Here is a 26,905-nt window from a genome sequence, read left to right on the forward strand (position 1 = left end):
CTTACGCTCTTAAAGTAGCACCTTGTTGTTCTAATGCTGATAATATTTGATTATGAACTGCTGAAACTTTGTCTTCTGTTAAAGTTTCATTAACGTCTAAATAATCAATTCGTATTGCTACTGATTTTTTACCTTCTTCCATATGTTCACCTTCATAAACATCGAACACTTCTGTATGGTTCAGGATATCAGCGCCATTGTCATTAATTGTGTTGATTAATGTTGATGCAGTTACATCTGTATTAACTACTAATGCTATATCTCTTGATACTCCTGGAAATCTTGGAATAGCTTCATATTCTATTTTACCGACTGGTTGTGCTAATACTTTTGTAAAGTTTAACTCAAACACATAAGTACGGTCTAAATCATTCTCTTTTTCTACAGTAGGATGTAATTCTGCTATTATACCTACCACTTCTTCATTCATTTTCACAAATGCAGTTCTACCTGGGTGTAATAAATCTAGTTTTGTCGCTTCAAATGTAAACGACACATTTAATTGTTCTGCAATACGTTCTACAATACCTTTAACTAAGAAGAAATCTACTGGTTCATCTTTTTGTTGCCATTTATTACCTGAATATTGACCTGTTAAAATACCACTTAGAAATTCTACTTCAGTTGGTAATTGGTCTTTACCGTTACTATAGAAAACTTTACCTTGTTCATACAATGCAACGTTTTTATTTTTTCTTGCAACATTATAACGTGTAGCGTCTATTAGTCTTGGTAATATGCTTTGACGTAATACCGCTTGATCTTCACTCATAGGCATCATAAGTTCTACAACTTCTTTATCTTCAAGTGTGTAATTTTTAGCGACATCTTTATGGACTAATGAATACGTAATAGCTTGATCTAAACCAGCGCCTTCAAGTATTTCTTTTACTTTACGCTTTTTGAGTTGATTATCTGTTAAATATCCAGCAGTAGCATTTTCGAAGTTTGGTAATGTTGATGGTAATTGGTCATAACCATAAATTCTCGCTACTTCTTCAATTAAGTCTGCTTTAATTGATATATCACTTCTTCTTGAAGGTACATTAACTTCAAATGCCTCTCCAGTTACATTTGTTCCAAAGCCTAAACGATTAAAAATAACATTAATTTCTTCAGTTGAAAGATTGAATCCAATTAATTGGTTCACATCATTTGTAGTAATTTCAATTACTTTAGAAGTTTCAGGCAATGTGCCATCTGATACAACTTCACTTAATACTATTCCACCTGCTATTTCTTGTAAAAGTAAAGCAGCTCTATTTAAAGCGTCTACTACTCTTTCGCTTGCAATACCCTTTTCAAATCTACTTGATGCTTCACTTCTTAAACCTAATCTTCTTGAAGTTTGTCTTACATTTGTAGCATTGAAAATTGCGCTTTCAATTACAACATTTTGAGTTTTTTCTGTTACTTCTGAAAAATCTCCACCCATGACACCAGCTATCGCAATTGGTTCTGATCCGTTTGTAATTACAACATCAGAAGTAATTAATTCTCTTTCAATATCATCAAGCGTCGTAATTTTTTCATTTTCGTGCGCATATCTTGCTACAATTTGTTCTGAACCAATTTGATCTTGGTCAAACATATGAAGTGGTTGACCGTATTCTAGTAAAATATAATTTGAAATATCAACTACGTTATTTATTGGACGAATTCCCGCTTTCATCAATCTAGATTGCATCCAAGTTGGAGATGGTGCAATCGTAACGTTTTTAATTACTCTTGCAGCATAATATGGTATTGCTTCTTCATCTTTAATAGTTACAGATAACGCTTGAGTTGATTTTTCTGTAGACTCTTTTAATTCTGTATTTGGATATTGTACTTCATTACCATATAATGCACTTACCTCATGAGCTGCACCTAGCATGCTTAAGCAATCTGCTCTATTTGGTGTGAGATCAAAGTCCATAACTTCATCATTAAGTAATAAAGCTTCTAATGCATCACTACCAGGAGTTTGCTCATTTGAAAATACATAAATACCATCTGCATATTTTTTAGGCATAACATTTGCATCTAAACCAATTTCTTGAAGAGAACAAATCATACCTTCTGAAACTTCTCCTCTTAATTTTGCTCGCTTAATTTTAACGCCACCTGGTAAACGTCCACCGACTCTAACAACAATTACATATTGATCAACATCAACGTTAGGTGCACCACATACGATTTGTACAGGCTCTTCTTCGCCGACATCTACTTTACAAATATTAAGTTTATCCGCTTTAGGATGTTTTTCTTTAGATATAACATGACCTACAACTAGTTTCTTAATATCTTCACCGTATTTTTTAATACTGTCTACTTCAATACCGCTTCTTGTTATCTTCTCAGCTAATTCTTCTACACCAGCATCTATTTTAATATATTCACTTAACCATTCTTTACTTATTAACATTATGCTTCACCGCCATCTTCTACAGGCTTAAATTGCTCTAAAAATCTTACGTCGTTAGTATAGAAATGTCTAATGTCTTCAATTCCGTATTTCAACATTGCCATTCTATCTGGGCCTAAACCAAACGCAAAGCCTGAATATTTACTTGAGTCAAATCCTGCCATTTCTAATACATTTGGATGCACCATACCTGAACCTAGTACTTCAATCCATCCAGTTTGTTTACATACATTACAACCATGACCTTTACACTTAAAACATGATACGTCCACTTCTACAGAAGGTTCTGTGAATGGGAAGAAACTTGGTCTTAAACGTATTTCACGGTCAGCACCAAATAATTTACGTGCTAATAATTCCAAAGTTCCTTTAAGGTCACTCATTTTGATGTTTTCAGCAACTACTAATCCTTCAATTTGTGTAAATTGATGACTATGTGTCGCATCATCAGAGTCTCTACGATATACTTTCCCAGGACAAATAATTTTAACTGGGCCAACGCCATTACGTTTTTCTAATGTTCTAGCTTGTACAGGAGAAGTATGTGTACGCATTAAAATTTCTTCAGAAATATAAAAAGTGTCTTGCATATCACGTGCAGGATGTGATTTTGGTAAGTTTAAAGCTTCAAAATTATAATAATCTGATTCGACTTCATAACCCTCGACAATTTCATAGCCTAAACCTATGAATAAATCTTCTAAATCTTCATTTATTTTAGTAAGAGGATGTTTAGCTCCTAGGCTTACTTTTCTTCCAGGTAGTGTCACATCAATTGTTTCATTTTCTAATTGGGCATTTAGTGCTTCTTCTTCTAGAAGTACTTTTTTAGCTTCAATTTCTTGTTCAATTGCTTTACGTACTTCGTTAACTAATTGACCAAATTCAGGTCTTTCTTCTTTTGGTAATTCTTTCATTTCTTTCATTAGACCTGTTATAACACCTTTTTTACCTAAATAATTCACTTTTACATCTTGCAAAGCTCTTTCAGCTTTTGCTTCGTTAATTCTTACAAGTGCTTCTTGTCTTAATTCAGCTAACTTCTCTTGTAATGACATATATATCCTCCTATTTAGTCGAAAAAAAGACTTCGCCCCCTCTAATAGAGGGACGAAGTCTTCCGTGGTACCACCCAAATTTATACATAGTTATGCATACACTTATATGTTGATAACGGATCTACATTCCGACTTAAATTTCTTTAAGTAGCTAAAAGGATGAAAAAAATTAAGTTACTGCATAGGATTTTTCAGTCTAGAATCCATTCCCTAATTATGCGCAATCATTAATTTACGTCCTTTTGTAAGCTTATATTGATTATGAAACAATTATATAAAATATTGTTTCTTTGGTCAACCTTTCAAATGGTAAAGTAGTATGCCACATGAAACAGCAACATTTAAACTTTCAGCTTTACCGTATAGTGGAATATTAAGATTTTCTGTCGTTTGATTGAGTATTTCTTCTTCAACTCCAGCACCTTCATTACCCATAATTAAAGCGAAGTTTTCTTGACTATTAATTTCTTTATAATTAACAGCATTGAGCAAACTCGTTCCATAAGTATTACCTTTAAATGTTTCAATAAATTCATAAATATCATTTTCAACTACTGGTAAATGGAAAACACTACCTTGAGATGCACGTAGTACTTTATCTTGGTATGGGTCTGCACTACCTTTTGAATAGACAACTGCGTCCATTCCAGCAGCATCTGCATTTCGAATTAAAGCGCCCATATTTCCAGGATCTTGCACTCTATCTAATACTAGAACTTGTTTAAAATGGCTCATCTCATAAGTTGGAAGTTCAACTATAGCAAAAATTCCTTGTGGCGTAGTCGTATCTGATAAAGATTCAGCCACTTTAAAGTTTATAATATATGCATCGTCAGCATATTCAACAATCTTGTCATCAACTCTTGAATAATCTACAGCTAATAATGAAATAATCTTCAAATTACTATGATAAGCTTCTTCAACCAAATGGAAACCTTCGATTAAAAATCTCCCTTGTTTAACGCGTTCTTTTTTCTTCTTCAATTTATTCATTTCTTTAATTTTATTATTTTGTACTGAAGTAATCTCTTCCATAAAAACTCCTCGTATTCTAATAGACTTATGTAACTAGTATATATGAAAAAAAACTAATTTAATAGAAATTCTTCTTAAGCATAAAAAAAGACTGTCGACTCTGTCGACAGTCTGAAACATCCTGTTAAGAACATTTACATGTAACTTATTATTTAGAAACGACTTCTTTACCTTTGTATGATCCACATGCTTTACATACACGGTGAGATAATTTCATTTCTCCACAGTTTGAACATTCAACCATACCTGGTACTGAGATTTTGAAATGCGTACGACGTTTTCTTTTAGCTGTTTTTGAAGTTCTTCTAGCTGGAACTGCCATGTCTTATTCCTCCTTAAATTTTATAAACACTTGTCCGATTATTTTTCGTCATCGAAGAATTGTTGTAATTTTTGAAGTCTTGGATCAACTGATTTTTCAGTTTCTACTTCTGAATCTTCGGTTGACTCAAATTGGTCTTCGCCAATAACTTCCCAACCATTGCCTGCCATTGAAACATCTTCACTACCTTCAGAGAACACTTGTAATGGTTTCTCTAAAATAACAAGTTCTTCAATGATTGGTAATAAATTAATCATGCCACCTTCGAGTTTGTGTCTCAATTCGTCATCATTATTATTACTATCACTCAACTCATCTAGTTCAAATATTTCTACTGATGTAGTATCAAATGGTAGCTCTACTGGCTTTAAAGTACGGGCACATGGTAACGTCAATACACCATTAATGTCAAGATTGACAATTATCTCATGCATTCGCACTTGAACGTCTCCTGTTACTTTTATTGGAGAAATATCGATAAGTTCATCTACCCTATCAGTAAGGTATTTCATATCGATTTCTTTATCAAAAGTAAATGGTTCGTTTTGGTATTTTTTAAGTTGTGTTATTGACCACTTCATCTGGGTTCACCTCTTACAAACACAAAAATTATTGTAACCTTAACGACAATGTTTGTCAAGATTTTTTCTTAACATTCATTATCTGATACAATACTTATGATGAATTGAAATGGGAGGAAATGCAAATGAAAAGTGTTGCTTTAATTACTGAATACAATCCATTTCATAATGGGCATGTTTATCACGCAGAATCTTCTAGAGAAATAGCGGATAGTGATGTTGCGATTTCTATCATGAGTGGTTCATTTACAATGCGTGGAGAACCTGCAATTTTAAATAAATTCAAACGTGCTGAAATGGCGATTCAATACGTAGATTTAGTTATAGAATTACCACTTGTTTATGCAATCTCTTCTGGTGATTTATTTGCTAAAGGTGGTGTTCACATAGCAGAACATCTTCAATGTGATGCTTTATCTTTTGGAAGTGAATCTGGAAATATAGATGATATTAAAAATGCGATTAAACAAATTGAACAAGTGACTAATGATGAAAGATACCAAAGTATGATTAAAGAAGGAAAATCTCATCCAAGAATTATAGCCGAATTAGTTCAAGACACGAACTTACTAAAAGGCTCTAATAACCTTCTTGCTATAGAATACGTTAAACATATTATGCAAAATAACTTATCTATCAATCCCCTCACCATTCAAAGAAAAGATAATATGTATTTAGATCCAGAATTAAACAAAACGACACATATTTCGAGTGCAACTTCTATTCGTAATGCATATTTTAATGATGAAGAAAATTATAAATTCAGTTTACCTGAAACAAGTTATGAAATTTTAAGTCAATCTAAAGGTTTGAATTGGGAACATTTTTTCCCACTCTTAAAATGGACAATATTAAGAGCAACACATGATGAGTTACGAGAAATATATATGATGACTGAAGGATTAGAATTTAAAATAAAAAAAGATATAAAAGAAAGTACAAGTTTTGAAACATTTGTAAAACATTTAAAATCAAAAAGATATACTTGGACTAGAATACAGCGCTTATTAACAGCAATATTGTTAAATATTAAAACTGAAGATGTCTTAAATTACGAACCTTCAGCAATACGTGTATTAGCAATGTCACAAAAAGGACAGGCATATTTGAAAACAATCAAAGATAAATGTCCTTTACCTATAATTACTAATGTAAATAAACAGTCAGCATCTTATTTTGAGAATGAAATAAAAGCAACAGAGCTATACCAATTTATTTCCGGTGATACAGCAACAGACTTTAATCAACCAGTACATATTAAAAAAAGCAAGTAGACCAGAATTCTAATTTATTTCACTAGATTTCTGGTCCACTCGCTTAAGATTAGCTAAATATGCAAACAAACTTTCTAAAAGCATGACAGTTATCATGCTTTTTTATTATGATTCTTTATTCTTAATTTTTTCTTTTAATGCTTTGTTCACATTTTCAGGTACGAATTCTGAAATGTCACCGTTAAATTGTGCTACTTCTTTTACGACGCTTGAGCTAATAAATGAATAATTATTATTTGTCATCATATATAATGTTTCAATGTCATCATCTAGTTTCTTATTCATAGATGTAAGTTGCATTTCATATTCAAAGTCGCTAACTGCTCTAAGTCCTCTTACGATTGTTCTTGCATTTATTTCTTTACAAAAATCAACAAGTAAGCCATGAAAAGAGTGGACTACGATATTCGGTACATCTTGCACCGCTTCTTCAATTAAAGCTACACGTTCGTCAGTTGAGAACAGACCTTTTTTAGAAGCATTCTGTAATACAGAAACATGGATCTCATCAAATATTTTTGCACTTCGTTTAATAATATCAATATGCCCTAATGTAATTGGATCAAAGCTTCCTGGAACAACTGCTATTCTTTTAGTCATTGTTTTCTCCTTTTGTTAGCAACATTACATGAGTTAGTCCATATTCGTATTTCTTCAGAACTTCAAACTCACCAGTTTCTATCTTTTCACTTTTATCAAATTCGCAAATTATTGTACCATTTACATTTAATAAGTCAAACGCTTGAATTTTATCTAAAGCCTTATTTATTAAATCTTTTTTATATGGTGGATCTAAAAATATATAATCAAATTTGATGTCTCGTTTATTTAAAGCTTTTAATGCTCTTATTGCATCATTTTTATAAACTTCGAATTGTGTATTTGGTATATGTAATGTATTTAAGTTTTCTTTAATCATTTTTGTAGCTTTAAAATTACCGTCTACAAAAATGACTTTAGTTAATCCTCTTGATAAACCTTCAATGCCCAATCCTCCACTACCTGCAAATAAGTCTAATCCAAGTCCTTCTATATCTTGAAGACCATTAAAGATATTCTCTTTTACTTTATCTGTTGTAGGTCTAGTAGATTGACCATCTATTGTTTTTATATGAAGTCGTTTATATTTTCCACCTATTACTCTCAACTTTAATCATCACTTTCTTTATTATTAATTATTATTTATACTTATCATTGTAGTATATTAACGAAAACGAGGGTTATAAAAATGAAACAATCATTTATCGTAATTGGTCACGGCTTAACAGATTTATTCGAATTTCAAACATTAATAGAATACAATCACGACCGTATTTCTGACATTTTAATGTTACACACACCATTATCACGAGAAAAATTATCTTCTGCTTGCATCATTATGAAACCAACTAAAGATAAACATTTCCAAGCTATTTATACAATTTTAGACGGATTTAAATATCCTTATCCAGAATCTAATAAAAAATTCGATTTAATTAACGAATGGGCAAATGAATACGATATCCAAATTAAAGGATTGGATGTAAAGTCTCGCTCAGAGTTTGCAGAAGATGAACTTTATTTCGCTTACTTAAAAGGTGTATTAAGACTTGAGCGTTATTTACCACCATTGCAGTAATTTAAAAATTCAAATATTCTTTTTTATCAGTATTTATATTAGAATAATCTCTTTTAACATATTTAAATGGTGATACTTTAACATCTTTAACATATTTTAATTTCATGAGATGTTGTATAGTATCATCTATTTTATCTTCATTTGTATATAACATGACATATTGTTCTTTTTTATGAGAATGATATATATTGCCAAATTTACGCAATTGTCGTTCATGTTTCATATTTTTTAAATATACAATTATACTAATTCGTTCAACTAGCTCCATTACGATATCTCCTTAATCTTTTTATGTTTATATTAGCATTTTCTAGAGTACTATGAAAGAAGATAACTTCATAGGTTGTGTGACTTACTTTGCTATCGTATACCAATTTGATAGAATATAGATGCGTCTTCATTTGCATTTCGAAAGGATTGGATAAAATGTCAAAAATTAATTTATTAAAAACAACAGGTCTTATCGGAGGCATCGCGGCTGGTTCATGGATTGTTACAAAATCCACTTCAAACGTCAAACCACGTAAGATTAAACCATTCTTTACTCAACCAGCTCCGTATGTATTTGCACACCGTGGTGGGATGGCATTAAGACCGGAACATACACGTTTAGCTTTTGATCATGCATTAAAGTATGAAGTGACTGGATTCGAAGTTGATGTACGTCTTACAAAAGATGAAGTACTTGTCGTAATGCACGATGACACTGTAGACAGAACAAGTAATGGCTCTGGCTTTGTAGGTGAACATACATTAGAAGAATTACGTCAATTAGACTTTGGCTATCATTTTAAAGATATTAATAACGAGCATCCATATAGAGGTCACGACAAAGCAAAGATAGTGACTCTAACAGAGCTTTTAACTGAATATCCTGATATCTTAGTTAACATAGATATTAAAGATCATCCTGAGTCATATACAGGTAGTTTAGCACCTTCTCATCTATATAGAATCATTACTGAATTAAAGGCTGAGAATCGTGTTAATATCACAAGTTTTTATGACGAACAAATAGATAGATTTAATTTATATGCTCAAGACACTATTTCATTAGGTACTGGTCAAAATGAAGTAACAAAAGCATTTTTAGCTTATTACTCAGGTTACGGACACACTTATCAACCTAAAACAGATACATTCCAAATACCTACACAAGCAAAAGGACTTCCATTAGACTCTGAAGGTTTTATTCAATTTTTAACTTCACTTAATATTTCCGTTGCTTTTTGGGTAGTAAATCAAATCGATACAATAGATGATCTTATTCAAAAAGGTGCACATACTATTGTAACTGATCGTCCAGATACAGCGCATTTTCTAATAAATAAACAATATTAATAATATGAAGCTTGGAGTATATTTCCTAACTCAAAATAAATAAGCATATCACTTAACTGAATTCTTCAGTTTTATAGTGATATGCTTGTTTTTTTATAATATCTTACGATTTTGTACCTGCATGCTTGCCTAGGGTATGGCTCGAGCCTGTAGTCTCTCACGCATACTGTACCCTCAGGCGTTAGTACTTACAAAATCGTTGATAATAATCATTTTATATAGAAAAATGAGATAAGTTGTAGATTAAGTTGGAAGTTAATCGAAGAGTTTGACCAAGTTGTAGATTAAGTCAGGAGTTAATCTAAGAGTTCTACCAAGTTGTAGATTAAGTTGGAAGTTAATCGAAGAGTTTGACCAAGTTGTAGATTAAGTCGGGAGTTAATCGAAGAGTCCTGCCAAGTTGTAGATTAAGTCTAGAGTTAATCGAAGAGTCCTGCCAAGTTGTAGATTAAGTCAGAAGTTAATCTAAGAGTCCTGCCAAGTTGTAGATTAATCCAGAAGTTAATCTAAGAGTTCAGCTAAGATGTAGATTAAGTCGGGAGTTAATCTAAGAGTTCAGCTAAGTTGTAGATTAATCCAGAAGTTAATCTACGATATTTCCAAAATCATTATTATAAAAAATAAGAGCAGAAATTCATTTTATTAATGAATTTCTGCTCTTATTAATAGATATTTTATGATGAACATCCACAAGATCCACCTGTAGCACAGCCTCCACCTTGACTATCACTACTGAAAAATGGATTACCTGTATCAACTTTAACGTTGTTAGAAATTGAATAAGATACTATGCTTATAACTTCATCTAACAAGTCCTGTAAAGCTGTTTCTTTTGTCTTAAAATTGGATACAACAGGATGCATTTCATATGCTCTTTTTTGTTGTCTCGTTTCTTTCATAACTCTACTATAATCAGGATGATATCTTCCAAATCTCAGACAATCATCGTAATGTGATTTAATTTGGTCAAACTTTTGTCTTAATATTTTCACTTCTAAATCTGTCTCAAGTTTATATTTTGCTTCTTGATACTCTTGATAAATGAGTGATTCTTTTATACATGAACTTAATTCATCAGATTGATCTAATATATTAACTGTTTCTACAGTAAACATAACATGATGCCTCCTTATTTTTTATTTTCTTTAAAAACAAGTGAATAGTATTCGCGTGAATTACCAGCACCAAATTCATCATATTGACTACCTAATAACTTTTCTCTATATGAATTATTATTCAACCAGCTGTTTACTAAAGTTGGTACGTCATAAAAATTATATGCTAAATTTTGATTTATTGTTTCGTATTCAATATTTTGATCGTTGATATGTTTCATTATACCATCTTCCAATGATTTAACAGCTTCTTCTTCATCAACGTCATCTTCAATAGAATCAGCTTCCAATTGAGTGATATATGTCAATTGATCATTCATCTCTAATGGTTTAACACCCTTCATTTCTCTTATTTCATTAACGATTTCAAGAAGTGTTAAATCTTTATTAATGTGTGAATGGAAGTTTTGCTTATCAGATCGCTTAAGTTTCTTATCATGATCACTTGAGATTTTCGACATTGAAAATGGTGCATGTTCGATAACTACATCTGAGTCCATAAATTTCACGCCCATGACTTCATTTGTTTCACTATCGATTAATACTTGAGCATACACATTACCATATTTAATAAGCAACTGAGTCTTAATATCTCTTTCAGATAATTCAAGTTTATACTTACCATACGAACTATCAATAACAGGTTCCATATCTATATTCGTTCCATTAAAGAATTTCGTAGCCTCTTGTTTCATTTTTATTGGTGAAACATCAACTTTATTACCTGTAGCATATACGGATGATACTTTATTATTTTTAGCCGAAACTAAATAATAATGTTCTTTATTTTTAAAGACATAATTCTTTCTATCGTGCTCTGTCTTATATACCCTATCTGGTTCCCCTAAATCATCTATGACTTCGCCTATATCTTTATAAACATATGTACCAACGCCTTCTTTCAACTTAGCGTTGCCTGTTGATTTTTCAGCTTGTTGTTCATAGTAATTTTCATTTGCTTTATCATGAGAGTAATTTGGATTCTTCAATACATCAAATTCTAATTTAGGTGAATAGAATAAATAAAAGAGTACAATGATTAAAATAGTTATTGCTACAACTTTAATAATAATATTTTTCAACTATTTACCTCCTCTTTTATTCCTAATTATAATTATATCATTTTACAGTAAAACTTTTAGTTAAATCAATCGAAATCTTAATAATCTTATTAAATTTAAATGTACATTGCAACATTGAAGCTTTTATCATAAAATAAACTTAAAGGTACATAGAGGGAGGAAAAATACATGGTATTTGATAATACAAGTCTTGAAAAGGTTATCATTGAACAAGAACTATTAAAAGATGTTATGAATAAGCATGGTTTTGTAGCTGGTGGACATTGGGATTACGAACGTATCACTTATGATTTCAAATATGAAATCAGTGAAGGTATTTATTACTTAAGAATTCCAGGTTATGCACTTAAAGGGGACGTTGGTGCAAATAACGCAACAATTCAATTAATGGATCCTTATCTAGGTAAGCATTACTATCCAACAGGTGTTGAATACGGTGATGATGAAGTCTATCCAGATAATTTAGTTGCACATTGTAATTTATTAATTGAACGAATTACGTCAGATATTAAAGCATTAAATACATTAGGTGCTCATTAATTAAACAAATCCAAAAAGATATAAACGGAGACGTGATTTTTCACGTCTCTTAATTTATACATAAGTTCAGTAAAGAGGTAATAATTATGAAAAAATGGATAAACAAACGAAGCATTAGCATATTTATCATCATAATTTTATTAATTCTATTTATTTATTTTATTATACCCATTTCTATACCGTTAATTTTAGCATTTATTATTGCACTTGCATTTAACCCTTTAGTTAATAAATTATCGCAAAAAATCAATAGCCGTAAATGGAGTGTAACCATTATATACACTTTGCTGATTACGGTAACAGGATTTTTAATTTATTTATTTTTAACAAAATTAATTGATCAAATCGTCTTATTTATAAAAGACTTACCTAATAGAATAAATTTATTAATAAAAGTTATAGAACAGTACAATGATAAAATGAAAGCAGTGTTGCCAGATGAAATGGCTGAAACAATCAATAAAGAACTGCAAAATTTTGTAGCTACATTGAGAGATTCCATCACTCATTATTTTAGTGTACAAAATATAACAGAAGTTGTTTCTTCATTACCTGGATTTATCATCAGTCTTGTTGTTTTTCTAGTAGCATTATTTTTATTTATGTTAGAAATACCTAATATTCATCGTTTCATAAAAAAACATTTATATCCTGCAACATACCGAGAAGTGTATAAAATATATAACAAAATTGGACATTCTATAATTGGAATGCTTACAGCAACAATTGTCTTAAGCTTTATTACATGGGTATTTACATACTTAGGCCTTCTCATTATCGGCGTAGAATCTGCCTTTATTATTAGCCTATTCATATGGTTTGTTGACCTATTACCAATTATCGGTGCAACAGGATTAACAATCCCATGGGCAATTTATGCTTATATTGTTGGAGACCCAACTTTAGGTATCCAACTCATAATATTATCTATTGTTTTATTAGTACAAAGAAAGATATTAGAACCTAAAATCTTTGGTACAGGCGTTGGTTTAACTCCATTGCCCACTTTAATTTCAATGTTTATTGGACTAAAATTACTTGGTTTCATAGGATTCTTTATAGGACCACTTGTTTTAATTGTAATCAAAACGATTCTAGAATCAGGTATTATCAAAACAGACTTTAAAATATAGAAAAATGAGCTTAGGACATAAATGTCCTAGAATTCTATTAAGAGCAGAAATTCATTATTAAAATTGAATATCTGCTTTTATTTTTTTAAAAATCATTCACGCTACTTCCGACTTGTGTAAATATAGATACCCATACTTACACTTCTTTAGACTTGTGTAATTATAGATACCCTTACTCACACTTCTCTCAACTTGTGTAAATATAGATACCCTTACTTACACTTCTTTAGACTTGTGTAAGTATAGATACCCATACTTACACTTCTTTAGACTTGTGTAAATATAGATACCCTTGCTTACACTTCTTTAGACTTGTGTAAATATAGATACCCATACTTACACTTCTTTAGACTTGTGTAAATATAGATACCCTTACTCACACTTCTTTAGACTTGTGTAAGTATAGATACCCTTGCTCACACTTCTCTCAACTTGTGTAATTATAGATACCCTTACTCACACTTCTCTCAACTTGTGTAATTATAGATACCCTTACTCACACTTCTCTCAACTTGTGTAATTATAGATACCCTTACTCACACTTCTCTCAACTAGTGCAAATATAGCTGCTCTATAACTAAGAGGCTGAGGGAACCGTATGCGTGAGAGACTACAGCCTCGAACCATACCCCTAGGCAAGCATGCACGTACAAAATCGTAAGATGAAAAAATAAGCATATCACTGTAACCTTTAAAAAATCAGGTAAGTGATATGCTTATTTATTTTGCGTTGAGATTTATGTCCCAAGCACTAACATTATATTAATGCCCTAAAATTGCTTTGATCATAGAAGTTGTTTCTCCGCCATGATAGAAAACATATAGTAATAAATAAACTGCTACGCCTGTAATAGCTGTAAAGAACCATATAATTGAAGTTACAGGTCCAAACTTACGATGTCGCTCTAGTTTATTCTTCAAGCCTAAATAAATCGTATATATCCCCATAATAGCACCAACTGTAGCAAGTGTAATATGGAAAATTAAAAATATAGTATAATAAATTTTGATACTATCAGGTCCACCAAAAGATGTGTTACCGATAAATATTGTTCTACTAGCGTAAATTGTAAAGAATATTACAGCAGCAACTGCAGCTGATAACATAAATTTTTTGTGTGTTTCGATCTTTCTTTGTGATATAAAGTACCAACCAATAGCTACTAAGACTGCGCTTAATACTATAAATGTTGTACTAATTGTCGGTAATATAGGTAAATTCATTTTTATACATCCTATCTAAATTGATTATATAAAGCTTTTCTTTCTTGTAATTTTCTCAAACTATCTTCAGTAATTTGTTTTTCATTTTTTCTCTCATAACGGAACCATCTTATAAATATAATGTATAGATATACTCCAAAGACAATTTCTTGCATTACTTTCATTATGACGCCACCAGTTTGTTGATCTTCTAATGGTGAAAAATTCGTAAAGTATTCTGGACCAGATAAGCCTGTACCTTGGACAACAGCATTCAATGTGTCTGCAGGTACACATAAAGTCATAGCGCCTAACCACGCCTCTCCAGACGTGTATGTGTCGTACATAGCATTTCCACTAAAGATAATTAGACCACATGACGGTGTTAAGAGTACACCAATGAAGAAAATATAAAGTATCTTTTTAATATTAGACATTTGATTTTCTTCAGATATATGTCTATTGAATATAGGATGCCACATAAACCATGCACTAATGAATAATATAATTGTGTACAAATCATGTAATACAACATCTTGTTTTAACGTATCTAACACTAGTGGTATGTGGTATACAGAGAATAATCCGTTGAAAAGAAATATAGCTAAAATTGGTTTTGTGAACAATTTTACTATTTTATTAATAACAGGTAATTCTTCTACATATTTAACAATGTATTCTGGAATTGCAAAAAATAGCATTGGCACAATAATTAAAAACAACAAAGCCATTTGTAACATATGAAAACTAAAAATAATATGTGAAAGTAGATCGATTGGTCCACCTTCTAATAAATATATTGATAGCATTAATATAACAAATAAAACTGCTTCACCTTTTCTTAACGGTCTGCCTCCAGGAATATCTTTATACCATTTTCCACAGATTAAAAAATATAAAATAATTACGCATAATACCCCTACAAAAAAGAACGGAGTCCAATTTGCCCAAAATCCAAATATTGATATTGAGGTTAAGTTACCCATCTAAACACTTCCCCATAAAGTCATTACTCTTATTATAAAATTTAATTCAAAGTTAAACAACCCAACAAAATAAATAGTTATGACAATGATATGACCAAATATAGAAAAAGACTCAAAAACTTATATAACAAAGTTTTTGAGTCTTAAAATCATTATTTTGTTTTAACGAATAATGGATCGCCTAACCATACAATATAAAGGAAAGTTACAACAAATGATAATCCAAAGAATATGCCTGTTATCATAAACAGTTTAGATACACCATGTTTTTCAGCTTTCATATGCATGAAATAGTAAAATTGTAATACTACTTGTAAAACAGCTAAACCTAAAATTACTGGTATAACAAATTCTTTAGGAAACTCTGCAGCAACAAGTGCGAAAGCAACAAATGTAACAAAAATCATAATTGCAAAGTTAGTAACTTGCATGCGCATTTCTTTTGTACTTTTACGTTTCTTATATGCTTTAAGTGCCTGTGCGTCATGATTTATTTGTTGGCTCATATTATCCTAACGCTCCCATCAAGTATACTACTGTAAAGATAAACACCCATACAACATCAATAAAGTGCCAATACAGAGCAGCAGTATTAAATTTATGTGCATTATAAATACTTAAACCTCTAGCTTTGTTACGGAATATAAGTAATGTTAACCATACTAGTCCAATAACAACGTGGAAACCGTGCGTTCCTACTAAGAAGTAGAATGCACTACCAAAAGCACTTGAACGGAATGTATGGCCTTGATGAACATACTCTACGAACTCATAAATTTCAAGTCCTAAGAAACCTAAACCTAGCAAGACTGTAACGCCTATCCAAATGAATACGCCTTTAGCATTAAAGTTACGTAAATGGTATAAAGCATAAACACTTGTTAAAGATGATGTTAATAATAACATCGTCATTACGAACGCTAATGGTAAGTGGAATAAATCTTTAGCTAATAAATGATCTTCACTTGGTACAGCATCTTTTAATGCTAAGTATGTTGCAAATAATGAAGCGAATAATGCAACCTCTCCACCAAGGAATACCCAGAAACCTACAAGTTTATTTTTACCTTCCATAGATGCTGTTTCAGGATGGTCAGGCCAATTGTCAGCTGTAAATTTAACTTCTTCATGTGACATTAACGCTCACCCCTTTCATACTCTAATAATTCTTCTTTAGAAATATGATGACCATGATCATCTTTAAGTGATCTTACAATCATACTTCCTGCAGTAATTGCTAAACCAAGAATAAGTACATATACTGCCCAAGGTTTTTCATTTAAGTCTTTAACAGCATCTAGAGCCCATTCTTTACCATCTGCAAAATACATTGCACCGAATGATGCTACAAATAGTCCAAATGCTTGCATAAATGGAACAAATGAATTGTTAGGCATGTGTATTTCATCTAGTGATTCTGCTGGAAGAATTTTTCCATCACCATGAGTTTTCTCAACCCATAATGCATCTAGACCACGAACTAAAGGTGTTTGTGCAAAGTTATAATGTGGCGTAGGTATTGGTAATGACCATTCTAAAGTACGGCCATCTCCCCATGCATCTTTACCAACTTTTTCACCTTTAATTAATGTAATTACAACGTTAGTTACTTCTATAATTACAGCTACAGCCATAAATAAAGCACCAATTGAAGATACTAAGTTTGGTATATCATATCCTTGTCCTGGTAGATATGTAAATACTCGACGAGGCATACCCCATAGTCCTAAGAAATGTTGGATTAAGAATGTTAAATGGAAACCAATGAAGAATAACCAGAATGTGATTTTACCTAGTTTTTCACTTAACATTTTTCCAGCAATTAATGGGAACCAATAATGTAAACCTGCTAATAGCGCAAATACTACACCACCAACGATTACATAATGGAAGTGAGCAACGATAAAGTACGAGTCATGTAATTGATAGTCAGCAGGAGCTGATGCTTGCATGACACCTGTTACGCCACCCATAACGAATGATGGTATGAAGAATAATGCATATAACATTGGTGTCGTAAATTCAACACTACCGCCCCATACAGTGAGCAACCAGTTAAATATTTTAACACCTGTCGGTACAGCGATTGCCATAGTTGCAACAGCGAAAATAGCGTTAGCTACTGGACCTAGTCCTACTGTGAACATATGGTGAGCCCATACCATAAATCCTAAGAAACCAATTAATACTGTAGCGAATACCATCGCTGAGTAACCAAATAATCTTTTTCTAGCGAATACAGGTATAATTTCAGAGAAAATACCAAACGCTGGTAAAACTAGAATATAAACTTCTGGGTGTCCAAAGATCCAGAATAAATGTTCCCAAATGATTGTGTTACCACCTTGAGAAGCAACAAAGAATGATGTACCAAACATTCTATCGAATATTAACAAGAATATACCGATAGTTAATGGTGGAAACGCAAATACGATTAAAGTTGAAGCAACAAATGTTGTCCAAGTCATTAATGGCATACGCATATACGTCATACCCGGTGCTCTCATATTAACAATTGTAGCTACAAAGTTAATACCAGCAATTAAAGTACCAGCACCAGAAATTTGCAGCCCTAGAGCATAGAAGTTAATACCATGTCCGGCAGATTCAAGTGCCAAACTTGCATAAGATGTCCAACCTGCATCAGGTGCTCCACCTAAAACCCATGATAAGTTTAAGAATACTCCACCGAAGAAGAATAACCAAAAACCTAATGCATTTAAGAATGGAAATGCAACATCTCGTGCACCAATTTGTAATGGAACAACAGCATTCATATAGCCAAATAGCAAAGGCATTGCAGCTAAGAATATCATCGTTGTACCATGCATAGTTATAATTTCATTAAACAGGCCAGCTGACACAAAGTCATTTTCTGGAACTATTAACTGAATACGGATTAACATTGCTTCTATTCCACCAACAGCAAAGAATAATCCCCCAGCAATTAAATATAAAATAGCAATTTTTTTGTGGTCAACAGTTGTTAAAAAGTCCCAAACAGTTGATCCAAACCCCTTTTTACTTTGAGTAGACACTAGAGTAACCTCCCTTTCAATTCTTACTTATCGACTTTTCTTTCCATTAAGTAGGCAGATAAAGCATCAATGTCTTCATCAGAAACTTTGTATTGATCAGTCATTTTATTTCCTGGTTTAATACTTTCTGGGTCTTTTATCCATTTTTTAAGGTTTTCTTCATCATGTTCTAAATAACCTGCAATTAAATCACGATCACCAAAGTTAGTAAGGTTAGGTCCTTTAGCACCTTCTCCTGTTGGTGTAACAGCGTGACATCCTGCACATGATTTATTAAATACCTTTTCACCTTCTTTAGCTTGGCTAGAAGTAGCAGCTACAGGTTTATCAACAGATTTCATATCTTTAACCCATTTGTCAAAATCATCTTGTGGTAAGGCTTTTACTTTAAAGTCCATTAATGCATGTGAAGGTCCACAAAGCTCAGCACATTTACCGTAGAATAAATTTTTAACATCTTTTGCTTTTTTATCATTGAATTCTAAGTAGAATTTATTAATTCCTTCTACGTTAGTATCCATTTTACCACCAGCTGCAGGTACCCAGAATGAGTGTTTAACATCAGCAGAATGTAATCTGAAGTAAACTTTTTTATCTGTAGGTACTACAAGTTCTTGGCTTGTAACAATTTTTTCGTTTGGATAACTAAACTCCCACCAATAAAGGTTAGCAGTAACATCTATTACAAGCTCTTTACTTTCACCTTTTTCATCCACTTTGTCGATAGCTTTAGTATCTCCTAATGAGAACGTAAGTATTACTGTTGGGATAGCTAAAATAATAAGTAAAAGAATTGGAACGATTGTCCAAACTAATTCTAATTTATGATTACCTTCAACATCTTTAGGTACAAAATCTTCACCTAATTTTTTTCGACGGAATTTAATCATTGCAATTAAGAAAATAATAACAACTACAACAATAACTAGCAACATAATGCCTATAGAAAGCATTAATAAAAAGAATTGTTTATCAGCTACTTCACCAGCTGGTCGAAGTACTGATAAATGTTTTTCGCCACAACCTGCTAACACAAATAGCAGTGTCGCAAGCAAAGCAAACATTTTCGTGTTTTTTAAACGTGTCTTCATTCGTTTAACCCCTCTTTCATGCATTCATTCATATTAATTATATTAATTGTACAACAGTAACTAAAACCGTCATTACAAAGAAAATAACAAGATAGTTTAAAGAAAATACAAACATACTCGTAGCCCATTTTGATTTGTTTATTTCTTTTTTAAATCCATTTAAAGCTAATATCATCCAAGCTATATTAAGTAATGTAGCAATAACTATAAATACAGTACCTAATTGAGTCATCAAGAACGGTAAAGGTAATAAAAGTACTACCCAAAGTAACATACTCAAACGCGTTCTATTAAAGCTTTTTACAGATGGTAACATTGGTATATTAGCTAAAGCATATTCATCTTTACGACGATAAGCAAGAGCATAAAAGTGAGCAGGTTGCCATGCGAATAACACTAAAAATAGTGTCCATGCAAGCGGACTTAATGATGGATCAATACTCGCCCAACCAATTAATGGTGGTATTGCACCTGGAAAACTACCAACTACCGTATTCCATACGGTATGTCTCTTAGACCAAATTGAGTACAACACGACATAACCAAATATTCCAAGCAATCCAATTATCCCTGTTGGAATATTAATCATGAATAGTAAAATTTCACCCAAAATCATTAGTCCAAAACTCAATTGAATTAAGTGGCGATCACTGATTCTTCCATTAACAGTTGGTCTTTTTTGTTTTGATGGCATTATAGAATCAATATCTTGATCGTAGTAATTGTTAATAGCACAAGCTCCACCCATAATAAGTGTTGACCCTACTATCATTAATAGTACAATCGGCAAACTTTGGAAGAAGTTAAATCCACCAAATACTATTGCAAGCCATGCACCTGCAAATGTTGGGATCAGATTCCCTTGAACAAGACCCATTTTAATGATGGCTTTAATTTCATATAACGTGAGACGTCCTGTGCCTATGTCTTTTTCAGAAGTCACACTATATTGATTTTGTTGCAATTTTGTCCCTCCTTCCATTATCTTTCACATATAACTCAATGATATATGAAAATTGTCACATAATCTATACATTTTTGAAACAAAATTTTGACATTTTATTACTCCTTCTGAGTACGCATAAAAAGTCATTATTGTGTAACATTTACAATGCTCATTCATTGTTATACTATAGATATTAGTGTTTAAATCAGAATCGTATTAAAGTAATAACAATTGTTAATACGTTGTTCTCTTAAATTCTATCATATTTTTAAATATAAATAAGGTTTATTTTAGAATATAGCCCATTTTATGTACTATAAATATGAATTTAAATTTTACTTGAGGTGTTCGTATTGTTTAGTGATAAATTTTTGAAATGGCTAGCAACTCTAGCGACAATCGTAATGTTATTTGTACAATTAGGTGGAGCACTCGTAACTAAAACTGGTTCTGCTGATGGTTGTGGTAGTTCTTGGCCATTATGTCATGGATCTTTCATTCCTTCAGATTGGCCAATTGAAACGATTATAGAATTAGCTCATAGAGGTGTGTCTGGTTTAGCACTTATATTAGTTTGTATGCTTTCTTATATAAGCTGGGTTAAATTAGGACACATTAGAGAAGTTAAACCTCTATCGATAACAAGTATTGCATTTATTTTTGCACAAGCACTTATTGGTGCTGCCGCAGTTATTTGGCAACAAAATGCTTTTATTTTATCTTTACACTTTGGAATATCACTTATTAGCTTTGCTTCAGTTTTATTACTTACATTAATCATTTATGAAGTTGACAAGAAATTCGAAGCAACTAGTTTAATAATAAATAATCATTTAAAGTTTCACACTTTCGCTGTAACAACATACATTTACTTCGTAATATATTCAGGCGCATTAGTTAGACATGCAGATGCGAGTTTAGCATGTTTAAGTTGGCCACTTTGCCAAAATGGAAATATTGGGTTACCACAAAACTTTTATGAATGGGTTCAAATGTCTCATAGAACATTAGCATTTTTCATATTTATATGGATCTTATACATTTTCATTCATGCATTTAAAAATTATACACAATATCGTGTCATTAAGTACGGCTGGCTATTAGCATTCATATTAGTATGTTTACAAGTTACGACTGGTGCGTTATCCGTAATAACTAGAGTGAATTTATTTATTGCATTACTTCATGCATTATTCATTACATTACTATTTGGCTTATTATGCTATTTCATTATGCTTATTAGAAGATCCAAACGAAAATTATAATTATTTAAAAAAGCCTCTTAATTCTTTTACAATAAGAATTAAGAGGCTTTTTTTATCTATTATTCTGCTTTGTCTATCGTAATAATTAAATCATGTGTTTGAATACTGTCACCAGCTGAAACATAAATATTACTGATTGTGCCATCAAATGGCGCTTGAATTGTTGTTTCCATCTTCATTGCTTCTGTAATGATTAATGCATCACCTTGTTTGACTTCATCGCCTTGTTTAACTTTAACTTCTGATATAGTTCCAGGCATTTGAGCTCCGATGTGAGATTCATTACTTAAATCCGCTTTTTGAAGTACAGCTTCAGAAACTTTTACGTGTTCATCTTTTACATATACTTTTCTTGGTTGTCCGTTTAATTCGTAATATACCCAACGATGTCCATCTTCGTATACATGACCAATTGAAAGTAATTTAACGATAAGAATTTTACCTTTATCTATCGTTATTTCTACTGTTTCATTCTTAGCCATACCAAATAGGAATGTTGGTGTATCTAACAATGATAAATTACCGAAACTTTCATAAGTCTTAATATATTGTTCATAAACTTTAGGATAAATTGCATAGCTTATTAAATCTTGTTCTGTAACTTCACCTTGTTGTTTAGTTTGTAACTCTTCTCGTAAAGCATCAAAATCAACCGGTTTTAATAATTCGCCAGGTCGTTTTTCAATTGCTTTTTGACCTTTTAAAATTACTTTTTGTAATTCTTTATTAAATCCGTTTACTGGTTGGCCGATTTCGCCTTTAAAGAATGACACTACTGATTCAGGAAAGTCTAATGAGTTTCCTCTTTTAATAACACTTTGTTCGTCTAAATCATTTTGAACCATGTATAATGCCATATCACCTACTACTTTTGAAGATGGTGTTACTTTAACGATATCTCCAAATAATAAGTTAACTCGTTTATACATATCTTTAACTTCATTAAATCTTTCACCTAAACCTAAACTTTTAGCTTGTTGGCTCAAGTTAGAATATTGTCCACCTGGCATTTCATGTTGATAAATTTCAGTATGTGGTGAACGAATATCACTTTCAAAGTCAGAATAATAATTTCTTACTGTATCCCAATATTGAGATAATCTTTCTAGGCCATCTATATTTGTTCTTACATCTCTATCGTTACCACTTAAAGCATAATATAAAGAGTTTGCAGAAGGTTGAGATGTTGTTCCACTCATACTTGCAACTGCTGTATCTATTACATCTACACCTGCTCTAATAGCACTTTGATATATTAATAAACCATTTCCGCTTGTATCGTGTGTATGCAAGTGAATAGGTATGTCAATTTGTGTTTTCAATTCACTAATTAGTTCATATGCAGCTTTAGGTTTCAATAAACCTGCCATATCTTTTATACCAAGAATATGAACACCTTCACATTGTAATTCTTTTGCTAAATTGACGTAATAATCTAAAGTATATACATTTGATCTTTCTGGATTTAGAATATCACCCGTATAACAAATAGCACCTTCAGAAATTTTTCCTGATTTTTGTACCGCTTCATTGGCAACTTTCATTTGATCTAACCAGTTTAGTGAATCAAATATTCTAAATACGTCTATACCAGCATCTGCACTTTCTTGAACAAATTTTTCTATAACATTATCTGGGTAGTTTTTATAACCTACTGCGTTTGATGCTCTTAATAACATTTGGAATAATACATTAGGTATTTTTTTACGTAATCTAGTTAAACGTTCCCATGGATTTTCTTTTAAGAAATTATAAGCTACATCAAATGTTGCACCGCCCCACATTTCTAATGAGAAGGCATCATTTAAATATTTCGCAGTTTCAGGTGCAATTTGCAACATATCATAAGTTCTCATACGAGTTGCTAATAGTGATTGATGTGCATCCCTAAATGTAGTATCTGTTAAAAGAACTTCTTCTTGTTCTTTTAACCATTTACTAACGCCTTCTGGACCTTGTTGTTCTAGAATTTGTTTAGTACCTGATAAAGCTGATAGTTCTTCTTTTGTTACTTCTTCTATTTTAAATTTTTCAAAATGAGGCTTTTCTCTTTTTTCAACACTTGGAAAACCATTTACAGATATATTACCAATATATTGTAGTGTCTTAGTACCTCTATCTCGTGATGGTGTTATTTCAAATAATTCTGGATTGTTTTCTAAGAATTTAGTTGTATAAGTACCTTTAGCAAATTTCTCATGGTTTACTACGTTATAAAGGAATGGAATGTTAGTTTTAATACCTCTAATTCTCATTTCTTTAAGGGAACGTAACATCTTTTCAGTTGCTTGTCTTAATGACATTGCGTGAGTTGATACTTTCACTAATAGAGAATCATAATAAGGCGAAATTTCTGCACCTTCAAACCCATCACCAGCATCTAGTCTAACTCCAAAGCCACCACTTGAACGATAAGCAATAATTTTACCTGTATCAGGCATAAAGTCATTTAAAGGATCTTCAGTTGTAATACGACTTTGAATTGCAAAGCCTAAAGTTTTAATATCTTCTTGCTTAGGCATTTCAATTTTATCGCCAAATAAATTTTCACCTTCAGCAACTAATATTTGAGTCTTAACTATATCCACACCAGTTACCATTTCTGTAATTGTATGTTCTACTTGTACACGTGGATTTACTTCAATAAAGTAAAACTCATCGCCTGAAACTAAAAATTCTACAGTACCTGCGTTCACGTAACCGATTTTATTCATTAAGTCTAGGGCTACATCACAAATACGATATCTAAGCTCATCACCTAATGATACAGATGGTGCTACCTCTACAACTTTTTGATGTCTTCGTTGAACTGAGCAGTCTCTTTCGTATAAGTGAACGAGATTGCCGTGTTCGTCCCCTATTACTTGTACTTCGATATGTTTAGGTTGATCTATGTATTTTTCGACATAAACTTCACTATTTCCAAATGATTTGCCAGCTTCAGATTTAGCACGTTGATAGGAATCTTCTAATTCACTTGCATCATTTACGATACGCATACCTTTACCGCCGCCACCTGAGATAGCTTTAATAATTACTGGAAATCCACTTTGTTTTGTAAATTCTTCAACTTCTTCAAAAGATTGTACAGAACCTTCTGTCCCAGGGATAACTGGTACTCCAGCTTCAATAGCTGTTGCTCTCGCTTTAACTTTATCGCCAAACATATCTAAATGTTTAAGTTCTGGACCAATAAATTTAATGCCTTCTTCAGCACATCGTTTTGCAAAAGTTTCATTTTCACTTAAAAAGCCATACCCCGGATGTATCGCATCGACATCTGCTTTTTTAGCTACTTTAATAATCGCTTCTATATCTAAATAACTTTCTGTTGGTCCAAGATTTTCATCAACTAAATATGATTCATCAGCTTTATATCTATGTAAAGCTCCTAGATCCTCATTAGAATAAATTGCTACTGTTTCAATATCTAATTCTGTTGCCGCCCTAAAAATTCTAATTGCAATTTCGCCTCGATTGGCTACTAATAATTTGTTTATTTTGCTCATAATTGGAGGCTCCCCTCAATGTATTTGAATATTCTAAAAACAATATATTAGTCTATTATATAAAAAAAACGGATTATATTCTACTATAATCCGCTTTTTTCATATAATTTATTAAATTCACTGATTAAATATGCACATATTATTTTCTGTGATATTGATCAATTCTAATTTGTTTAGCAGTTAAAAGTAAGATTCCTGTAGCTATACTTAAACTCAACATAGACGAACCGCCAAATGTCATAAATGGTAAAGGGACACCCGTCAATGGTATAGTTCCAGAAATACCAGCTAAGTTAACAAACGTTTGTACACCTATATAACTTGAGATTCCTACACATACAAGTTTAAAGAAATAAGAATCTGTTAATGCTGCATATAAAAATCCTTTATATACAATAAATAGTAGTAAACCAAGAATGATTAGCACTCCTACTAACCCTAATTCTTCAGCAATAACTGCAAAGATAAAATCGGTATGTGGTTCAGGCAAATAACCTAATTTCATAATACCATTACCTAATCCTTTACCAAAAATACCTCCATTACCAATTGCTAATAACGAGTTAGCTAAGTGATAACCGATACCACTCTCATAGTTGAATGGATTTTCAAGCACATGGAAACGGTCAGCTTGGTGCTGAGATAATATGCCACCTTTAAATACAATACTAAAAATAACTAATAACACTACACCTGCAAAGATAGGACCAGACCATTTTAAAATTGCCTTAATACCTATTCCAGAATAAGCAAATATACATAATACAATCATACAAAGTATAAGTGCTTGTCCAGTATCATTTTGTAATAAAACTAATCCTATACAAGTACCAATTAGGAACAATGGCATCATTAGTGCAAGTTTAAACTGTTTGAGTCGATTTCGTCTTTTATCAATAATAAAAGATAAATATAAAATCATAGCTACTTTTAATATTTCTGAAGCTTGTAAATTCATAAATCCGAGGTTAATCCAACTTTTCGCACCATTAATTTCAGTACCAATTAATAATGTTAGTATAAGTAATCCAAAAATAGTGAATATCACGATTTGTTGAACACGCTTATTTTTCAAAATATTAATATGCATAAAGTATGACATGAAAAAGACAATGGAAAATCCTACTATACAATACAATAATTGTCTAATGAAAAAGTATGTGCCTGCAACAGGTATACCACCAGTTAAAGTACCTTTTGTAGCAGCTACCATACTTGCACTATATACCATGACTAAACCTATCAAAGATAAAATAATATACGTTATTAACAATGTGAAATCTATGTATTTTGAGTAATTCTTAATGTACTGAAAAAAACTTTTAATATAGTCCATCTACTCATTCCAATTCTAAAAAAAT

25 protein-coding genes are annotated in these 26,905 nt (G+C 31.7%); 6 read left to right on the forward strand and 19 right to left on the reverse strand.

Features of this window, described 5'->3' with window-relative positions:
* Position 1: 1 nt before the first annotated feature.
* The 5 genes from pheT to LQ609_RS01605 form a co-directional block, all read right to left on the reverse strand.
* A complete protein-coding gene (gene pheT / locus LQ609_RS01585) occupies positions 2 to 2,407 on the reverse strand; it encodes a phenylalanine--tRNA ligase subunit beta (RefSeq protein WP_239734252.1) in 2,406 nt (801 codons plus the stop codon).
* Positions 2,407 to 3,465, reverse strand: coding sequence for a phenylalanine--tRNA ligase subunit alpha (pheS, locus tag LQ609_RS01590; RefSeq protein WP_107509588.1), 1,059 nt, complete (start codon positions 3,463 to 3,465; stop codon positions 2,407 to 2,409). Before pheS ends, pheT begins: the two co-directional genes overlap by 1 nt.
* Positions 3,466 to 3,759: 294 nt before the next feature.
* Positions 3,760 to 4,500 carry a TrmH family RNA methyltransferase gene (locus LQ609_RS01595; RefSeq protein ID WP_078356833.1) on the reverse strand — a complete coding sequence of 247 codons (741 nt, stop codon included), beginning with the start codon at positions 4,498 to 4,500 and terminating at the stop codon, positions 3,760 to 3,762.
* 148 nt (positions 4,501 to 4,648) lie between these two features.
* Positions 4,649 to 4,822, reverse strand: a complete 174-nt coding sequence (rpmF, locus tag LQ609_RS01600; RefSeq protein WP_025904638.1) for a 50S ribosomal protein L32 — start codon at positions 4,820 to 4,822, stop codon at positions 4,649 to 4,651.
* Positions 4,823 to 4,860: 38 nt separating this feature from the next.
* Complete coding sequence (locus LQ609_RS01605) at positions 4,861 to 5,403, reverse strand: YceD family protein (RefSeq protein ID WP_078356832.1); 543 nt, start codon at positions 5,401 to 5,403, stop codon at positions 4,861 to 4,863.
* A gap of 125 nt (positions 5,404 to 5,528) precedes the next feature.
* Between LQ609_RS01605 and LQ609_RS01610 the strand changes: the two genes are divergently transcribed.
* Entirely contained in the window at positions 5,529 to 6,677 is a 1,149-nt protein-coding gene (locus LQ609_RS01610; protein WP_078356831.1) for a nucleotidyltransferase, read from the forward strand.
* 105 nt (positions 6,678 to 6,782) lie between these two features.
* Here the strand turns inward: LQ609_RS01610 and coaD are convergent, their stop codons facing one another.
* Together coaD and rsmD are read right to left on the reverse strand one after the other, a co-directional pair.
* Positions 6,783 to 7,277: a pantetheine-phosphate adenylyltransferase gene (gene coaD, locus LQ609_RS01615; RefSeq protein WP_078356830.1), complete on the reverse strand. Its 495-nt coding sequence runs from the start codon at positions 7,275 to 7,277 to the stop codon at positions 6,783 to 6,785.
* Positions 7,270 to 7,824, reverse strand: coding sequence for a 16S rRNA (guanine(966)-N(2))-methyltransferase RsmD (gene rsmD, locus LQ609_RS01620; RefSeq protein WP_078356829.1), 555 nt, complete (start codon positions 7,822 to 7,824; stop codon positions 7,270 to 7,272). Before rsmD ends, coaD begins: the two co-directional genes overlap by 8 nt.
* A gap of 81 nt (positions 7,825 to 7,905) precedes the next feature.
* Here rsmD and LQ609_RS01625 point away from each other — a divergent pair, with 81 nt between their 5' ends.
* Entirely contained in the window at positions 7,906 to 8,295 is a 390-nt protein-coding gene (locus tag LQ609_RS01625; RefSeq protein ID WP_078356828.1) for a DUF7147 family protein, read from the forward strand.
* Between the two features lies 1 nt (position 8,296).
* On the opposite strand, the gene LQ609_RS01630 is transcribed toward LQ609_RS01625, so the two are convergent.
* A complete protein-coding gene (locus LQ609_RS01630; RefSeq protein WP_078356827.1) occupies positions 8,297 to 8,563 on the reverse strand; it encodes a DUF2129 domain-containing protein in 267 nt (88 codons plus the stop codon).
* Between the two features lie 158 nt (positions 8,564 to 8,721).
* On the opposite strand from LQ609_RS01630, the gene LQ609_RS01635 reads away from it, so the two are divergent.
* Positions 8,722 to 9,636, forward strand: coding sequence for a glycerophosphodiester phosphodiesterase family protein (locus LQ609_RS01635; RefSeq protein ID WP_078356826.1), 915 nt, complete (start codon positions 8,722 to 8,724; stop codon positions 9,634 to 9,636).
* 674 nt (positions 9,637 to 10,310) lie between these two features.
* Here the strand turns inward: LQ609_RS01635 and LQ609_RS01640 are convergent.
* Complete coding sequence (locus LQ609_RS01640; protein ID WP_078356825.1) at positions 10,311 to 10,751, reverse strand: YlbF/YmcA family competence regulator; 441 nt, start codon at positions 10,749 to 10,751, stop codon at positions 10,311 to 10,313.
* A 14-nt stretch (positions 10,752 to 10,765) separates the two neighbouring features.
* Positions 10,766 to 11,833, reverse strand: coding sequence for a CAP domain-containing protein (locus LQ609_RS01645; protein ID WP_208143995.1), 1,068 nt, complete (start codon positions 11,831 to 11,833; stop codon positions 10,766 to 10,768).
* A gap of 168 nt (positions 11,834 to 12,001) precedes the next feature.
* Here LQ609_RS01645 and LQ609_RS01650 point away from each other — a divergent pair, with 168 nt between their 5' ends.
* Entirely contained in the window at positions 12,002 to 12,373 is a 372-nt protein-coding gene (locus LQ609_RS01650; protein WP_078356823.1) for a YugN family protein, read from the forward strand.
* A gap of 86 nt (positions 12,374 to 12,459) precedes the next feature.
* A complete protein-coding gene (gene ytvI / locus LQ609_RS01655; RefSeq protein WP_208143996.1) occupies positions 12,460 to 13,506 on the forward strand; it encodes a sporulation integral membrane protein YtvI in 1,047 nt (348 codons plus the stop codon).
* A 762-nt stretch (positions 13,507 to 14,268) separates the two neighbouring features.
* On the opposite strand, the gene LQ609_RS01660 is transcribed toward ytvI, so the two are convergent.
* The 7 genes from LQ609_RS01660 to cyoE form a co-directional block, all read right to left on the reverse strand.
* A complete protein-coding gene (locus LQ609_RS01660; protein WP_174221869.1) occupies positions 14,269 to 14,730 on the reverse strand; it encodes a DUF420 domain-containing protein in 462 nt (153 codons plus the stop codon).
* Positions 14,731 to 14,741: 11 nt separating this feature from the next.
* Positions 14,742 to 15,695 carry a cytochrome c oxidase assembly factor CtaG gene (ctaG, locus tag LQ609_RS01665; RefSeq protein WP_078356820.1) on the reverse strand — a complete coding sequence of 318 codons (954 nt, stop codon included), beginning with the start codon at positions 15,693 to 15,695 and terminating at the stop codon, positions 14,742 to 14,744.
* 152 nt (positions 15,696 to 15,847) lie between these two features.
* Complete coding sequence (locus LQ609_RS01670; RefSeq protein ID WP_078356819.1) at positions 15,848 to 16,201, reverse strand: cytochrome C oxidase subunit IV family protein; 354 nt, start codon at positions 16,199 to 16,201, stop codon at positions 15,848 to 15,850.
* A 1-nt stretch (position 16,202) separates the two neighbouring features.
* Positions 16,203 to 16,832 (reverse strand): cytochrome c oxidase subunit 3, encoded by a 630-nt coding sequence (locus tag LQ609_RS01675; RefSeq protein WP_078356818.1) that lies wholly within the window; start codon positions 16,830 to 16,832, stop codon positions 16,203 to 16,205.
* A complete protein-coding gene (ctaD, locus tag LQ609_RS01680; RefSeq protein ID WP_078356817.1) occupies positions 16,832 to 18,733 on the reverse strand; it encodes a cytochrome c oxidase subunit I in 1,902 nt (633 codons plus the stop codon). The genes LQ609_RS01675 and ctaD overlap by 1 nt, the downstream gene beginning before the upstream one ends.
* 23 nt (positions 18,734 to 18,756) lie before the next feature.
* The gene (gene coxB, locus LQ609_RS01685) at positions 18,757 to 19,824 is read right to left on the reverse strand and encodes a cytochrome c oxidase subunit II (protein ID WP_078356816.1); all 1,068 of its coding nucleotides are present in this window, start codon (positions 19,822 to 19,824) and stop codon (positions 18,757 to 18,759) included.
* A gap of 37 nt (positions 19,825 to 19,861) precedes the next feature.
* Positions 19,862 to 20,767: a heme o synthase gene (gene cyoE, locus LQ609_RS01690; RefSeq protein WP_170167678.1), complete on the reverse strand. Its 906-nt coding sequence runs from the start codon at positions 20,765 to 20,767 to the stop codon at positions 19,862 to 19,864.
* 356 nt (positions 20,768 to 21,123) lie between these two features.
* On the opposite strand from cyoE, the gene LQ609_RS01695 reads away from it, so the two are divergent.
* Positions 21,124 to 22,035, forward strand: coding sequence for a COX15/CtaA family protein (locus LQ609_RS01695; protein WP_078356814.1), 912 nt, complete (start codon positions 21,124 to 21,126; stop codon positions 22,033 to 22,035).
* 59 nt (positions 22,036 to 22,094) lie between these two features.
* Here the strand turns inward: LQ609_RS01695 and LQ609_RS01700 are convergent, their stop codons facing one another.
* Positions 22,095 to 25,544: a pyruvate carboxylase gene (locus LQ609_RS01700; RefSeq protein ID WP_239734253.1), complete on the reverse strand. Its 3,450-nt coding sequence runs from the start codon at positions 25,542 to 25,544 to the stop codon at positions 22,095 to 22,097.
* A 139-nt stretch (positions 25,545 to 25,683) separates the two neighbouring features.
* Complete coding sequence (locus tag LQ609_RS01705; protein ID WP_078356812.1) at positions 25,684 to 26,880, reverse strand: FtsW/RodA/SpoVE family cell cycle protein; 1,197 nt, start codon at positions 26,878 to 26,880, stop codon at positions 25,684 to 25,686.
* Positions 26,881 to 26,905 lie beyond the last annotated feature (25 nt).

The sequence above is a fragment of the Mammaliicoccus sp. G-M28 genome, assembly GCF_022386595.1.
GTDB classification, from domain to species: Bacteria; Bacillota; Bacilli; order Staphylococcales; family Staphylococcaceae; genus Mammaliicoccus; species Mammaliicoccus fleurettii.